General features: G+C 34.1%; 17 protein-coding genes and 1 pseudogene. 9 read left to right on the forward strand and 9 right to left on the reverse strand.

The genetic code is table 11. The annotated features are described in order from the left end of the window. Positions 1-100: 100 nt before the first annotated feature. From AC1Q8N_RS05575 to AC1Q8N_RS05585, 3 genes are read left to right on the forward strand one after another with little or no spacing between them, the layout of a single operon-like run. A complete protein-coding gene (locus AC1Q8N_RS05575; RefSeq protein ID WP_098048504.1) occupies positions 101-1,063 on the forward strand; it encodes an AAA family ATPase in 963 nt (320 codons plus the stop codon). Continuing rightward, a complete protein-coding gene (locus AC1Q8N_RS05580; RefSeq protein WP_098642990.1) occupies positions 1,063-2,277 on the forward strand; it encodes a DUF58 domain-containing protein in 1,215 nt (404 codons plus the stop codon). Before AC1Q8N_RS05575 ends, AC1Q8N_RS05580 begins: the two co-directional genes overlap by 1 nt. Continuing rightward, positions 2,274-4,502 (forward strand): transglutaminase TgpA family protein, encoded by a 2,229-nt coding sequence (locus AC1Q8N_RS05585; protein WP_098642991.1) that lies wholly within the window; start codon positions 2,274-2,276, stop codon positions 4,500-4,502. Before AC1Q8N_RS05580 ends, AC1Q8N_RS05585 begins: the two co-directional genes overlap by 4 nt. Positions 4,503-4,584: 82 nt before the next feature. Here the strand turns inward: AC1Q8N_RS05585 and bsaA are convergent, their stop codons facing one another. Then, entirely contained in the window at positions 4,585-5,067 is a 483-nt protein-coding gene (gene bsaA, locus AC1Q8N_RS05590; RefSeq protein WP_098642992.1) for a glutathione peroxidase, read from the reverse strand. 224 nt (positions 5,068-5,291) lie between these two features. Between bsaA and AC1Q8N_RS05595 the strand changes: the two genes are divergently transcribed. The 4 genes from AC1Q8N_RS05595 (at position 5,292) to AC1Q8N_RS05610 (ending at position 7,642) form a co-directional block, all read left to right on the forward strand. Continuing rightward, positions 5,292-5,501: a DUF3925 family protein gene (locus tag AC1Q8N_RS05595; protein ID WP_002127081.1), complete on the forward strand. Its 210-nt coding sequence runs from the start codon at positions 5,292-5,294 to the stop codon at positions 5,499-5,501. Between the two features lie 96 nt (positions 5,502-5,597). Further along, on the forward strand, positions 5,598-6,569 hold the full coding sequence (locus AC1Q8N_RS05600; protein WP_098642993.1) for an MBL fold metallo-hydrolase: 972 nt from the start codon (positions 5,598-5,600) through the stop codon (positions 6,567-6,569). An 85-nt stretch (positions 6,570-6,654) separates the two neighbouring features. After that, the gene (locus tag AC1Q8N_RS05605; protein WP_141545810.1) at positions 6,655-7,089 is read left to right on the forward strand and encodes a hypothetical protein; all 435 of its coding nucleotides are present in this window, start codon (positions 6,655-6,657) and stop codon (positions 7,087-7,089) included. Between the two features lie 310 nt (positions 7,090-7,399). Beyond that, on the forward strand, positions 7,400-7,642 hold the full coding sequence (locus tag AC1Q8N_RS05610) for a hypothetical protein (protein WP_000766029.1): 243 nt from the start codon (positions 7,400-7,402) through the stop codon (positions 7,640-7,642). A 54-nt stretch (positions 7,643-7,696) separates the two neighbouring features. On the opposite strand, the gene AC1Q8N_RS05615 is transcribed toward AC1Q8N_RS05610, so the two are convergent. Beyond that, positions 7,697-8,377, reverse strand: coding sequence for a DUF3600 domain-containing protein (locus tag AC1Q8N_RS05615; protein ID WP_098076432.1), 681 nt, complete (start codon positions 8,375-8,377; stop codon positions 7,697-7,699). Next, positions 8,374-8,952: a sigma-70 family RNA polymerase sigma factor gene (locus AC1Q8N_RS05620; protein ID WP_098642994.1), complete on the reverse strand. Its 579-nt coding sequence runs from the start codon at positions 8,950-8,952 to the stop codon at positions 8,374-8,376. The genes AC1Q8N_RS05615 and AC1Q8N_RS05620 overlap by 4 nt, the downstream gene beginning before the upstream one ends. Positions 8,953-9,159: 207 nt before the next feature. Here AC1Q8N_RS05620 and AC1Q8N_RS05625 point away from each other — a divergent pair, with 207 nt between their 5' ends. Then, complete coding sequence (locus tag AC1Q8N_RS05625) at positions 9,160-10,146, forward strand: quinone oxidoreductase family protein (protein ID WP_493521114.1); 987 nt, start codon at positions 9,160-9,162, stop codon at positions 10,144-10,146. Between the two features lie 29 nt (positions 10,147-10,175). After that, positions 10,176-10,814: a zinc dependent phospholipase C family protein gene (locus AC1Q8N_RS05630; RefSeq protein ID WP_098123535.1), complete on the forward strand. Its 639-nt coding sequence runs from the start codon at positions 10,176-10,178 to the stop codon at positions 10,812-10,814. A gap of 44 nt (positions 10,815-10,858) precedes the next feature. Here the strand turns inward: AC1Q8N_RS05630 and AC1Q8N_RS05635 are convergent, their stop codons facing one another. From AC1Q8N_RS05635 to AC1Q8N_RS05660, 6 genes and pseudogenes are all read right to left on the reverse strand, one after another. After that, on the reverse strand, positions 10,859-11,242 hold the full coding sequence (locus AC1Q8N_RS05635) for a VOC family protein (RefSeq protein ID WP_493521115.1): 384 nt from the start codon (positions 11,240-11,242) through the stop codon (positions 10,859-10,861). 221 nt (positions 11,243-11,463) lie between these two features. Beyond that, positions 11,464-11,756, reverse strand: a pseudogene (locus AC1Q8N_RS05640) (zinc ribbon domain-containing protein); the annotation flags it as partial. Positions 11,757-11,796: 40 nt separating this feature from the next. After that, positions 11,797-12,102 (reverse strand): hypothetical protein, encoded by a 306-nt coding sequence (locus tag AC1Q8N_RS05645; RefSeq protein ID WP_098642996.1) that lies wholly within the window; start codon positions 12,100-12,102, stop codon positions 11,797-11,799. Positions 12,103-12,194: 92 nt separating this feature from the next. Continuing rightward, on the reverse strand, positions 12,195-12,587 hold the full coding sequence (locus AC1Q8N_RS05650) for an immunity 50 family protein (RefSeq protein WP_098642997.1): 393 nt from the start codon (positions 12,585-12,587) through the stop codon (positions 12,195-12,197). A gap of 98 nt (positions 12,588-12,685) precedes the next feature. Beyond that, entirely contained in the window at positions 12,686-12,796 is a 111-nt protein-coding gene (locus AC1Q8N_RS05655; RefSeq protein ID WP_229193736.1) for an HNH/endonuclease VII fold putative polymorphic toxin, read from the reverse strand. 20 nt (positions 12,797-12,816) lie between these two features. Further along, the gene (locus AC1Q8N_RS05660) at positions 12,817-13,314 is read right to left on the reverse strand and encodes a hypothetical protein (protein ID WP_098642998.1); all 498 of its coding nucleotides are present in this window, start codon (positions 13,312-13,314) and stop codon (positions 12,817-12,819) included. Positions 13,315-13,432 lie beyond the last annotated feature (118 nt).

Below are 13,432 nucleotides of genomic sequence, written 5' to 3' on the forward strand. Positions count from 1 at the left end.
TAGAATTGAAGATAAAATCTTTACTGCCCGCAATTAGATGGATACACTCTATTTTCCACTAAATAGATTAAAAAACGATAATAACATTAGGAGGATTACGATGCACCAGCTTGATTCATTACATCCCATTATAGAAAAAATAATTAACAATATTGAAAAGTTAATGGTCGGAAAGCGAAAAGAAACGATCTTAGCTTTGACAGCTCTCTTAGCTGAAGGTCATGTACTATTAGAAGATGTGCCTGGCGTTGGGAAAACAATGTTAGTACGTGCACTTTCTAAATCAATTGATGCTGATTACAAGCGCATTCAATTCACACCTGATTTACTGCCGTCAGATGTTACAGGTGTTTCTATTTATAATCCGAAAGAGCTCCAATTTGAGTTCAAGCCTGGACCAATCATGGGAAATTTTATACTGGCTGATGAAATTAATCGTACATCTCCAAAAACACAATCTGCCTTACTTGAAAGTATGGAAGAAGGCAATATTACAATAGATGGCATAACAAGACCGTTACCAAAACCGTTCTTTGTAATGGCTACACAAAATCCGGTCGAATATGAGGGAACATATCCTTTACCAGAAGCACAGCTCGATCGTTTCTTATTGAAACTAAAAATGGGATATCCTACACAAGAAGAAGAATTTGAAATTTTAAACAGGATGGAAAAAACCAATCCCCTCTCCCATTTACAAGCTATTACAACAATAGAAGAATTACTTTATTTACAACAAAGCATACGGGAAGTAAGCATGGACAAAGCAATCAAGCATTACATTGTAAAGCTTGTTAGTCAGACTCGTTCTTATAGTTCTATACAACTAGGTGCAAGTCCGCGTGGCTCGATTGCTTTAATGAAAGCTTCACAAGCTTATGCATTCATCCATGGCAGAAATTATGTTATTCCTGACGATGTTAAATTTTTAGCTCCCTACGTTTTAGCTCACAGACTCATTCTAAAAATGGAGGCAAAATTTGAAGGAATAACAGGAGAACAAGTTATCGCAAAAATCGTTGCGCGAACTACCGTACCTACTCAAAGGAAGATGAACCTTTGATGAAACGGATACTACGAGCACTCTATCATTTTACTAAGTTATCACTCATTCCGTTATGCCTAGTCTTAACATTTGTATACGCTATGCTTCAAGGAGGATTTGTAAGTTGGTTTTTGTTTTACAGTGCGATTCCTATTGGCCTTTATTCACTATTGCTTCCCTTCTTTGCTTTACGGAACGCCGAGGTAAAACGAATAACAAATCAAGACGAATATGTAGCAGGAGAACCATTTTTAAGTACGATTACACTAAAAAGAAGTTTCCCTTTTCCCTTACTTTATTTAATTATAGAAGATGAACTGCCATCACAATTTACAAATTGTAAACAAACGAAGATGAATAAAGTAATACTCTTTCCAGGATTAAAACGAAATATTTCGTTTCAATATGCAATTGACACAATACCTAGAGGAGAGCACACTTTTTCAAGCGTACGTGTCAAAACTGGTGATTTATTCGGTATGATGGAGAAAGAAGTAACTTTTTCAGTTCCAGATACATTTTTAGTCTACCCTCAGTATGTAGATATAACATATCGACAAATGGAAAATCATTTCGAACAAGGAGCACTTTCAGCAAATATAAATTTAGTAAAAGACTCTACCATTTCTGTCGGTGTGAGAGACTATAAACCTGGTGACCGCTTTTCATGGATTGATTGGAAAGCAACTGCACGAACAAACAACATTATGACGAAAGAGTTTGAACAACAGCGCAGCCATAATATTATGATATTCATGGACAGAACCCCATCCCCTCTATTCGAATCAGTCGTCACATTTACTGCCTCTATTGTCAGGTCTGTCTTGAAGCAAAATTCACCGGCGTCATTCGTATCTGTCGGAAAAGAACGAACTTTTTTCCCTTTAGACAATGGAGATAGTCAGTTACATCAAATCTTTTGTCATTTAGCGAAAGTACAAGCAGATAGTGTATTCCCGCTCTCCCGGAGTGTAGAAATGGAATTAAGAAAAATCTATGAGCCCGTCACGATTATACTCGTGATAAGCGATCTTTCTCCCGATATTCAAAAGGCGGCTGACTTTGCTGCTATAAAAAATAGAAAATTAATGGTGTTTGTCGTAAAAGAAAAAGCAAATCAACTCTCACACCGAGAACTCAGTATTCTAGAAACTCTACAAAAACGACAAATATTTGTAAATGTGGTTTATGGAAACCAGTATACAAACGTGTTTTTTGAGGTGAGCAAATGATAACATTACAGGCAAAAAAACAATGGGATATGACTAGATTTTTCATGCATGCATGCGCATTTCTACTTTTACTAGAATGGCTAAGGCCCCTCGTAGGTATTACAAACGTAGGTAGATTAGATGTTTTCGTAATATTTATAGGGATTTGCTTCACTCTCTCTTTTTTTCAAATAAAATGGCAGATTCCAATAAAGATCGTCACGATTTTATTCATCATTCATTTCCTATATTATAAAAATGCTTTTATAAATCCATTTTGGCTAACGAAATTTTTCACTGATATTTCTCGAAATTCCTCCTTGTTATTTCAGGGGAATTTGCTGGATATCTTTCCAGTTTTTCCAACACTTTTATTTTTTTTATCCTTTTGGTTTTTGAGTGCTTTCATCTCTTTTTGGATGATTCATAAAAAACGTGGGTTGTTATTTCTTATATTGACTATTATTTATATCACCATTTTTCATAACTTACATTTATACAATGCAAACTACGCTATTATTCGTACTGTTGTCATCGGCTTTTTTATGCTTAGTCTTCTTCGCATAGAACGAATAAAAGAGATGGAACACTTACAAAATTTTGCTAGAGAAATCTCAAAATTACTTAGACCTCTTACAATATTTATTGTATTGTCAGCAACTATCGCATACTTCGCTCCAAAATTTGGCCCTCAATGGCCAAATCCAATGGATTTTTTTAAATTCAACACATCCGAAGCAAGTAAAAAACAAGAGGTTTCTAAAATTGGGTATGGTTTAGATGACTCGCGACTAGGCGGTCCTTTTAAGGCGGATCCTACAATTGTTTTCACAGCGCAAACGCAAAACAAACAATATTGGAGAGTTGAAACGAAAGATTTTTATACCGGAAAAGGCTGGGAAGTTTCTGAAAATCAAAATAAGATTTCTTTTAAAAATAAAAACGACGTCGTGAGCTGGTACGAACAAAATACAAAAACGGAGACAACAAAGGCAACAATCAACATGCAAAAAAGTTATCCTCACCTTACCTATCCAGCAGGGTTAGTATCTGTTGAAGCTTCTTCTAATGTTTCATACAGCGTTGACCCATTTTCTGAAAAAATCTATACGATGAACGGAGATTCCTCTACTACTTTACATTCATATAAAGTAACGTATGAGGTCCCGGAGTTTTCCATAGAAAACTTAAAAGCTGTAAAAACGAATGAAGGTCAAGAAACAAATCCTTATTTCATAACAAAGTACACGCAACTTCCCGAATCATTACCGCAGCGAGTCAGAGACTTAGCTGTTAATCTAACAAATGATAAAGACAACCGATATGATAAAGTATTAGCTATTGAAAATTACTTCACCGACCATTCTTTCGTATATGAAACAATGAATGTGTTGTTCCCTGCCAAAAATCAAGATTATGTTGATCAATTCCTTTTTGATACAAAAAGCGGCTACTGTAATAATTTTTCGACATCTATGATTGTGTTACTTCGTTCTGCTGGGATCCCTGCTCGATGGGTAAAAGGTTATACAGAAGGAACTCTTGATAACACACTAGTTGGTGCAGAAGGTGAGGATGTATATAAAATTGCGAACGATAACGCACACTCTTGGGTCGAAGTATATTTCCCAGGATACGGATGGATTCCATTCGAACCAACAAAAGGATTTACCAATCCCTATAATTTCACAAATAATACTCCAGCTCCTACTTTACAAAATAGCGAAGAAACTAAGTCTCAAAATGCGCAAATGCACAAAAGAAACAATGAAGCAAAACTCAAAAGTTTAATGGAAGATACAGAAGACGCTCCTACTAAAAAGCTTACAAATTCTAAAAATGGACTTTCTTGGTGGTACGTATTCCTCTCTACGATACTAATTAGTATCATCGGATACATTCTCTTCGCTACTAGAATGAAATGGATTACATTTTTTATTATTCTTTTCTACAAATACCGAAAAGATGATGCTGTTTATAGCAAAGCTTACGGTGCACTTTTAAAACAATTTGGTAGAATTGGTATACCACGTGGGGAAAGTCAAACATTCCGAGAATATGCTCTCCACATCGATACACTTTACAACTCGGCTCATATGCAACAACTTACTTTCAGTTATGAGAACGCTATGTATCAAAAGGGACAGGCCGTAGCAGAATGGAAGAAATCCGTACACTTATGGGAAATTCTTATGAAAAAAGCAGCCTCTCCGCCTAAATCAAATGACTTCCATTCAGCGATTTAATCTTGATAATGTGAGTTGATAGAAAAAGCCTCAAAGAACTACATTGTTCTTTGAGGCTTTTTTAATAAAGTGAAACTTCTAGTTATTCTCCAAGTACCTTCTCAATCTCAACCTCTAAATCCACCGGCTTCGTCTGCGGCGCAAAACGCCCTACTACATTCCCGTCTTTTCCAATTAGAAACTTAGTAAAATTCCATTTCACTGCTTTCATACCGAGTAAACCTGGAGCTTGTTCTGTCATGTATGTATAAAGCGGATGTGCCTTATCACCTTTCACATCAACCTTTGCAAACATCGGGAAATTCACACCATAGTTTAATTCACAAAAACTAGTAATATCTGCTTCTGTACCTGGTTCTTGTCCTCCGAATTGGTTACAAGGGAAACCGAGTACTTCTAGTCCTTGGTCTTTATATTTATCATATACTTCTTGTAATCCTTTATATTGTGGTGTAAAACCACATTTGCTAGCTACATTTACAATAAGAAGTGCTTTTCCTTCGTAATCTTTTAACGATTTATCTTCTCCTGTTATCGTTTTAGCTGAAAAATCATAAACTGCCATTTTCCTTACCCCTCTCTTCACTATCATTCTATGTTTATACTATACTACATTCATGAATATACAGCTCTTATTACGTACTTACAGGCTAAAATGATAGCGCTTTATTTCTGTTCAAAAATTCGACACAAACTACTAGACTTTTATGTTGGAAAGTTTTACAATTAAATTGTGAACAAAATGTGACAGTTTATATTCCATTATAAAAGAAAAGGATGGTGTTCATTATGAAAACTGCACAACATGAAACGATTTCAAATCGCGAGTTTTATTTCGTACTATATATGATGTTATTGTATGTGATTGGCTGGGTAATCGATGTAAATGGTTTATTTTTAAGCTCCTACTTTAATTTAGCAGGAGAAATTATGCTTCCAATCGTTGGTGGCATAGTTGGACTGTTCGTTATGTCTATCAATAAAGAACAAACGAAATAATAACACTTTAAAAAGGCAGAAGACGAGCGTTCGTTTTCTGCCTTTTTTCTATTTTAGCGTATAATAGAAACATACAGTAACTAAGGAGTGGTAATGATGAAAAAAGTAGAGCAATTATCTTCTCACCTATATCTTATTGATGATTTTGATTTACAACATAATGAACGAACTGGTACGTACGTTTTATTAGGTGACGATATTACTTTAATTGAAACTTGTGCAGCCCCTTCTCTTCCGTATATTTTAGACGGCTTACAACAATTACATATTGATTTAAACGAAGTTAAAAACATTATCGTTACACATGTTCATTTAGATCACGCCGGTGCTGCTGGTTTAATGATGGAAAAATGCCCAAACGCTACTTTATATGTGCATTCTCGCGGTGCTCGTCATATGATTGATCCAACAAAACTCATTTTAGGTGCAAAAGCTGTATACAAAGAAGATTTCGATAAACTATTTGATCCAATTCTTCCTATAGAAGAAGAACGTGTTCATATTGTACAAAATGGTGATACGTTAAAAATTGCCGCAGACCGTACACTTACATTTTACGATACACCGGGACATGCTAAACACCATATTAGCATTCACGATTCATTAACAAACGGCATTTTTACTGGCGATACAATTGGAATTTATTATAGAGAACTCGCAGACCTTGGTGTCGAACTATATTTACCATCAACGTCCCCTTCACAATTCCAACCAGATGCGATGATTGCTTCTAAAAATCACATTCAAAGTATGAATGTAGATACTATTTATTTCGGTCATTACGGTGCATCCTCTAATGTTACAGAAGTATATAACCAACTGGAACATTGGCTACCTATTTTCGTTCATACTGGAAAAGAGATCTTTAAACAGTACACGGATTTCGATGAAGCGACTAAAGCTTTACAAACTGTATTAATGGATAAGATCTCTTCTCATCTTACAAAGTTAAACGTTCCATCAGATCATTCTGTTTACAACATTTTACATCTAGATATAGAAATTAGTGCGATGGGCATTATAGATTATTTCACGAAGCAAGAAAAAGCAAACTCCACTATTAAATAACCGTAAAAGAAGAGATATACAACAGTAGTTATTGTATATCTCTTCTTTTTTTGAATATATTTTGAGTAAAGGATGGTGGAATGTAATGCAAAAAGTGATGCTATATCTCTGCTTCACATTATTTATCGTCTTATTATTATTTGTCGGAGTGAAAATTCAATTTTATTTAGATACAGATGCGCAGGTGAACTTTAACGTATATCCAAGATTATTCTACTTTACACTCTTCCCTCTTATAGTTGGCATTTTATTACGATTCCTTCAATCCACTAATCGCGAAACAAGTAAACAAAACTGGCGCTTTCAACCGGATAAATTTATCGCTATTACTGTGCCTACGCTATTCATTTCCTTTTCTCCAGCTCTACTCTTTTCACCAGTTGGTGCATACCTGCCTTATTTAACTAATATTATTCTTATAAATACTACTTTTGTTACGATAATAAGTTTAATAGCTGGCTATTCTCTTTTAGATTGTTTTATACAAAAAGATAAGGAGAATAGTAAGGAATATAACTAAGTGATTTCCCACTTTTATTTTATTAAGCAAATCAAGATAATTATGCCCTGACTTGTATGCAAAAGAACTTAATGTTCAATTTTTAAGTGTCGTTGGTTATGGTAGTTTATTTATAAGTGCAATACTCCTTGTAAGAGTTGCTATACATGCGGTAAGGAAATTTATGTAATAACAAAACGAGTATGAAATCGCATAGATTTTATACTCGTTTTTTATTGTTCATATTTTCAATCGGTAATAGGAAATTTATGTTAAACTTAAGAAAGTCGCGCACTAAGTCAAAATACATTTCAAACAAGGGAGACTTATTATGAAATTAGGTACTTTCTCGTTTCTAACGTTTCTCGCAAGTATATGTTCTTTCTTTATTTTAAGAGGACCTCATGCAAATTTAACTTTAATTATTGCGATTCTCAGTATACTTTCATTACTCGGAATTATTTTTGCGATCGCATCAAAAAATTGGTTATTCGGAATAGTTGGTACAGCATTAAATGCAGTAATATTAGTATTTGTATATTTCTTATTGCTAGCAAAAGGAATAGGTGGTTAATATATTTACGTTTCAATAAGAAAAGCTCACAGCTTAGGCTATGAGCTTTTTTATTTATCGCACCTTTTCATCTACATACTCCATAAACTGCTCTGCTTTCATAAATCTTTCTTTGTATGCCTCAGGTATATCTTCTACTTTTATTCCACCAGTTGATTTAGTCTTCACTCGTACTATTTCATGTGTCATTAAAGCTTCCATATAGCGATCAAACTCTTCTTGCGTTAATATTTCTTTACTAGATTTATGACCATTTAATTTATCAAAGTATGGTTGAAGGCCCATACTTACTTTTTTCATTTCTTCTCTTTTTTCTGGTGATAATTGATCATAATCAATATTACCGTTCGAATCCCCGTACGCAAGCTTTGCATTTGTTAATTTTTTTAGTTCTTTTGTAAATTCTTCATATTCCTTCGCACCCATTTCATCTTTCGCTTCTGATAATTTTGCATTAAAACGCATATATGCTTCTAACGTCATTGCTCCAGCATGTTTTTTTAAATTCTCAAACGATCCGTATATACCATCCGCCATAATAGATTGATACGCAAAACCAGTCGTTGGGAGTAAAAATGCTGCCGCAAGCACTCCTGCGATAAGGCGCTTCTTCCTTTTACTTCCCCCGCTCTTCATTTTTATTTGGACAATTACTTTTTCTTTTAACTCCGGCGGGGCAATAATCCCCTTCGCTTCTTCTTGTATAGATTCTCTAACTCTACAATCTAAGCTCATTTCACATTCCCTACCTCTCCTAAAAAGATTTCTTCTACTTGCTCTTTTTGACGTAGTTTTTTTAATGCCGCGTGAATTCTAGATTTCACAGTACCAATTGGAATATGTAATATTTGTGCTACTTCTTCTTGTGAATAATCGTGTAAGTATCTTAAGATAATAACTTGTTTCAATTTATACGGTAATTTATGTATAAGTTCGATTAATTTTTGATTTGATATTTTACTTATAACATCGTTAGAAAAATCAATTTGTACTGGTTTTCTTTGCTCTTCTGCTTTTTTTATAATTCGTAGTCGCATCCATCTCTTTCTTCTATAAGAATGAATTTGTTTAATTGCAAGTCCAATTAGCCAAGGACGAAATGGCTTCTCGACATCATATTTACGAAGCGATTCATATAGTTGTATGTATATTTCCTGAACGATATCATCTACATCCGTTTTATCTTCTATTAAAAAATGTGCTGTTTTATATACTTCTTGAATCGTTTTATCATACAATTCGCTATACGCTTCTTTATTGCCTGATAAAGTTAATTGGATTAAATCTATATACACCGTTTCATCCTTCATATTCCATCCCTCCTTTGTCTTACACTTTATATTGGTAAGTAATTGATATTTCGTTCGATTTTTTCAAAAGTTTTTTTATATAAATTAATATAATGATTCAATCAGTTCATAAGCCTCACTTATAATCACACATAACTATTATATAATTTTCCAATTTCTAATGAACATTTAAAATGATTTATATAGTCAAATTTAGGAGGATATATAATGAAAGCTATCATTGTAACGTCGTTCGGTGGTCCTGAAGTGATGAAATATACAGATGTGGATATGCCGGCTATTTCAGAAGATCAAGTTTTGATTCGCGTTGTTGCTACTAGTATAAATTTCGCCGATATTAAATCCCGTTATGGTAAAAAAGGAAATAAAGCACTACCTTTTATTCCAGGTATAGATGCCGCTGGTATTGTAGAACGTGTCGGTTCTCATGTGAAAAATGTTTATCCTGGACAACGTGTCATTGCTTTTCCTCAAGATGGCTCTTACGCAGAATACGTTGTCGCAAACGAAAACCTTACTTTTGCTTTGCCTGATGAAGTCGATTTTCAAACTGCAGCTGCTTGTCCGATTGTATCTTTTACAAGCTATAATTTACTCGCAAATGTAGCAAGGCTTCAACAAGATGAGTCTGTACTCATTCATGCAGCGGCTGGTGGGATTGGTACGACAGCAATTCAAATCGCTAAACTATTAGGGGCTGGAACTGTTATCGGTACTGTCGGAAATGAAGCGAAAAATAAAATCGCTTTAGACGCTGGAGCTGATTATGTTATATGTCGTCAAGATGTAGATTTTGTAGAGAAAGTCAATGAGCTGACCAACGGTGAAGGAGTTGATGTAATTTTAGATTCTATTTCTGGAACGGTTTCGGAAAGAAGTTTAAAATGTCTTGGTTATTATGGTCGCCTCGTTCATTTCGGAAATGCAAGCGGTAAAATTGGTAACTTTCAAACGAAAGATTTACACGCAAGTTGCCGCTCTATACTTGGTTTTAGTTTTGGTACTACACGAAAAAAACGTCCTGAACTACTCCAAAAAACTGCAAATGAAGTTTTCCGTTATTTACATGATGGCCGTCTGAAAATGAAAGCTGCGAAATCTTTTCCACTTCAAGATGCAGGGAAAGCACATGAATGGGTCGAAAGTAGAAAAAGTACAGGGAAAGTAATACTAACTGTTCAGTCCCCTTCCTGAAATGAATACTTGAAACCGAGGTGTCATTCATGGGATCACGAATTATGCATGCTATTATCGCTAACAGGATTGCCGAGAAATTATCTATTCAAGATAAAACTTCTTTTATACTTGGAGGTGTAGCCCCCGATGCGGTTCATTCAGCAGAAGAAAAAGGAGCTTCACACTTTTACGCTGGCACAACGAAAAACTATACGAGAAGGATAGATTTCAATTCTTTTTTTCAAAAATATAAAGCTCATATGGATTCCCCTTTTCTCCTTGGCTATTACACCCATCTCATTGCCGATGACAATTGGCTAAGTGGCTTTTTTCTACCATGGCTAAAAAATAGAATAGAAAATGACGAAACGATCGCACCTATGTACTATAACGATTTTAAATTGTTGAATGCAAAGTTGCTTCATCATTACGATAACGAACAACGGCTCTTCTCTCTTCTCAATCAAGAGGCTCACATTGTGGATATTGAAGAGGTTTCTAAAGAAAACGTATTAGCTTTTCGGAAGTATCTTTTTGAAGATATGTTGTATCCGGAGCAACATTTGCATGAAGACTTACAAGTATTTACGTTTAATCAAATCATTGGTTATATTGAGACAGCTATTGAAAAAGGCGTATTTTATATTAATCAACTCTCTAATGAAAAATCCACTTCAAACATGTAATCCCCCTCAATATATTTGAGGGGGATTTTCACATAGCAATATTATTATTTGTTCTTTTCCATAACCGCAAAATAATTGCCTTCACTATCAGCAAAGTTAAACACTTTACCAGAAGGCATAGTTACCATTTCTCCAACAGTAACATTTTTATTTTTTAAATCTTTATATAATTGATCAAGATTTTCTGAGAAGAACATTAAAGATGGTGTACCAAGATTTAATTCTGGGCTCATCTTAGAAATAACTTCTTTATTATGTAATATAATGCTCGTTTCTGCACCGTTAGTCGGAGCGATTTCAATCCATCTCATTCCTTGCTTATTATCTTCCTCTGCTACTACATGAAACCCTACCTTTTCCGTCCAAAAATTTACTGCCTCATCTTGATTATTTACATACAGCATAATTTGTCCAACTTTATGGATCATTTCATTTCCCCCTAATGGTTTTTATATTCTATGTAGGTTTCTACAGGTACTATTATTATTCCTTTTTCATTCAGTTGAATACTTATAAATCGCTAGTCAGTGAACTGTGAACTACCCACCACTTAGTATCTCTTACGTGCTTACCCGGAAGTGGCGGCTTCTCGGCTCATCGTTACTTTTGATAGCTAACTCCCTTGTTCCAAAGGTTATTTTGTTACTATTTATGCCAACGCTAAGAAGCGTATGGCTTCTTTTTTGATATTGATAGCTGCGTTATAATCACGACTGATTGTGAGTCCACACGAACACGCATATGTGAGTTCACATAATGGCATTTCTTTTTTATTTTCACAACGACTACACATCTTTGTAGAAGGAAACCATTTAACTATTTTTACAAGCTGTTTAACTTGTTCTTTGTAGCTTATATGCTAAAAAAGGGCATGAGCATCCGCCAACCGTTATCCGCTACACTCTTACCAACTCTAAGTACTCGTGACATTCCTTTCATATTGTTTTTAATAAATCATGGTAAAGTTTAAGGTCGATTATGGCTATAACTCTATATAAGCTTTTTCCCCACCTGGAATCTTAAATTTATTTACATCATATTCTTTAATTATATATTTCTTTATCGCTTCAAAATCTTTACCAAAAGCAAGAATTGGATTTTTTGAGAAATATATTATTTCTTCCTCGTCATAAATTCGGGCTTTGATTACCTCTTTGTCAGAGTGAAACGATAAATTGACTCCTTTGTAAAAATATTCATAGTATCCCTCTTCATCCTGTTCACTCTTATCTTCAAAAAGAACAGATTCAATATGATATATAGTTCCATTTACATTTATTGATTTCATACAACACTACTCCTTTCAAGAATATCCATCAGAACGTAAAGTGATATTAAAGTTGTTTAAATGTTGTTCAACTAAAACACCCGTTAGTTCACTTAAGGTAATCCTATTAAACCTGGAGTAACTCCTTCTATTCTTGCCCAGTCAAATAAAGTTTCAACTATCATTTGATTCTTACATTTAATTTTTAATAAACTGCCTTCTGACGTCGTACTTATTTCAAAATGCTCAATGATATTTTCTGTTCCTAAACTTTTTATTGTTAAATTGCGAATAGTAAAGAAAGAGATTTCCACATAAATTACATCCCACTTATTCCAGCGTTTAGGTTTATGTTCAACGTTTTCTTTTGTCATCAATTGGGTAACTAAGGTAGGGCCATCCCTTTTAAGACACACTTCTAATAACTCTGCGTCTTCAAATTTTGGTACTTTTCCAAAAATGCTAATTAACGCCTGGGGATTTAAAATTTTTAATTGATCAATCATTTTTATACTCCCTATTTATTATTCCTCTTCTCAAAATAATAATGTTTCTCCATCCCATCTACTTGTCCCATTCTTGTATTGTACTCAGGTCTTTCATTTTAATGAGTTGGTTGATCTCCAATGCCACGTTTCCCGAAGATATGACCGGCTAAGTGATCTAGAATTATAATTTTTTGTCCATCGACTTCATATGTGAATTCCTGGGTCATAATAGGCTGTTTTTTATTATTTAGTATCCATTTTTTGAAGAGTCAATGGGCTTTATGTCGCAACACTCAAAATGAATTTCATAATATTCTTCCTCAGAAAATATTTGTACAATTTGTCCCGTGCCCTTATCAGCAATTGTAAATTCGTTAGTTTCAGAAATGTCCCAAAGCTCCTCAATAAATTTTGTGAAGTTCAAAATCCTAATATTTGCCCATATCGGTTCTAAACCATTAGGAACTAATATAAAATATTCTGTTATATGATTTGAAAAATTTAAAGAATCTAAAGAATTTTCAATCCATAAAATATACTTACTTTTAACATTACCAATTGGAATACAAAACTTTGGTTTAGAGTCAACCTTACGAAACTTTTTCAATGGTATATCGAATAGTTCTATCCATGCAGAATCGGGATTTTCAAATTCAATAAATTTAAAATTTGAAAATAGGCTAATGATTTTTTCAGCACTAATTAACGCCTTCTTCCTACAAATCCTATCATTTTGATATATCATAATCTATACGCCTCTCATTTATTATAATAAGTATGCTGATCGTTATTAAGCCTGAAATGTTCAAATATCTTTTCTTCATAATAATCCTGTCTTTTTTCAAGACAATTATGGATGGTAT

This window comes from Bacillus sp. GW823-FHT06B01 (assembly GCF_058952315.1).

Coding starts and splice junctions, on each gene's coding strand:
- AC1Q8N_RS05575 (WP_098048504.1), top strand. CDS start 101: ATGCACCAGCTTGATTCATTACATCCCATTATAGAAAAAATAATTAAC.
- AC1Q8N_RS05650 (WP_098642997.1), bottom strand. CDS start 12,587: ATGATTGATCAATTAAAAATTTTAAATCCCCAGGCGTTAATTAGCATT.
- AC1Q8N_RS05605 (WP_141545810.1), top strand. CDS start 6,655: ATGCAAAAAGTGATGCTATATCTCTGCTTCACATTATTTATCGTCTTA.
- AC1Q8N_RS05580 (WP_098642990.1), top strand. CDS start 1,063: ATGAAACGGATACTACGAGCACTCTATCATTTTACTAAGTTATCACTC.
- AC1Q8N_RS05620 (WP_098642994.1), bottom strand. CDS start 8,952: ATGAAGGATGAAACGGTGTATATAGATTTAATCCAATTAACTTTATCA.
- AC1Q8N_RS05630 (WP_098123535.1), top strand. CDS start 10,176: ATGGGATCACGAATTATGCATGCTATTATCGCTAACAGGATTGCCGAG.
- AC1Q8N_RS05610 (WP_000766029.1), top strand. CDS start 7,400: ATGAAATTAGGTACTTTCTCGTTTCTAACGTTTCTCGCAAGTATATGT.
- AC1Q8N_RS05595 (WP_002127081.1), top strand. CDS start 5,292: ATGAAAACTGCACAACATGAAACGATTTCAAATCGCGAGTTTTATTTC.
- AC1Q8N_RS05645 (WP_098642996.1), bottom strand. CDS start 12,102: ATGAAATCAATAAATGTAAATGGAACTATATATCATATTGAATCTGTT.
- AC1Q8N_RS05660 (WP_098642998.1), bottom strand. CDS start 13,314: ATGATATATCAAAATGATAGGATTTGTAGGAAGAAGGCGTTAATTAGT.
- AC1Q8N_RS05615 (WP_098076432.1), bottom strand. CDS start 8,377: ATGAGCTTAGATTGTAGAGTTAGAGAATCTATACAAGAAGAAGCGAAG.
- AC1Q8N_RS05625 (WP_493521114.1), top strand. CDS start 9,160: ATGAAAGCTATCATTGTAACGTCGTTCGGTGGTCCTGAAGTGATGAAA.
- bsaA (WP_098642992.1), bottom strand. CDS start 5,067: ATGGCAGTTTATGATTTTTCAGCTAAAACGATAACAGGAGAAGATAAA.
- AC1Q8N_RS05585 (WP_098642991.1), top strand. CDS start 2,274: ATGATAACATTACAGGCAAAAAAACAATGGGATATGACTAGATTTTTC.
- AC1Q8N_RS05655 (WP_229193736.1), bottom strand. CDS start 12,796: ATGACCCAGGAATTCACATATGAAGTCGATGGACAAAAAATTATAATT.
- AC1Q8N_RS05600 (WP_098642993.1), top strand. CDS start 5,598: ATGAAAAAAGTAGAGCAATTATCTTCTCACCTATATCTTATTGATGAT.
- AC1Q8N_RS05635 (WP_493521115.1), bottom strand. CDS start 11,242: ATGATCCATAAAGTTGGACAAATTATGCTGTATGTAAATAATCAAGAT.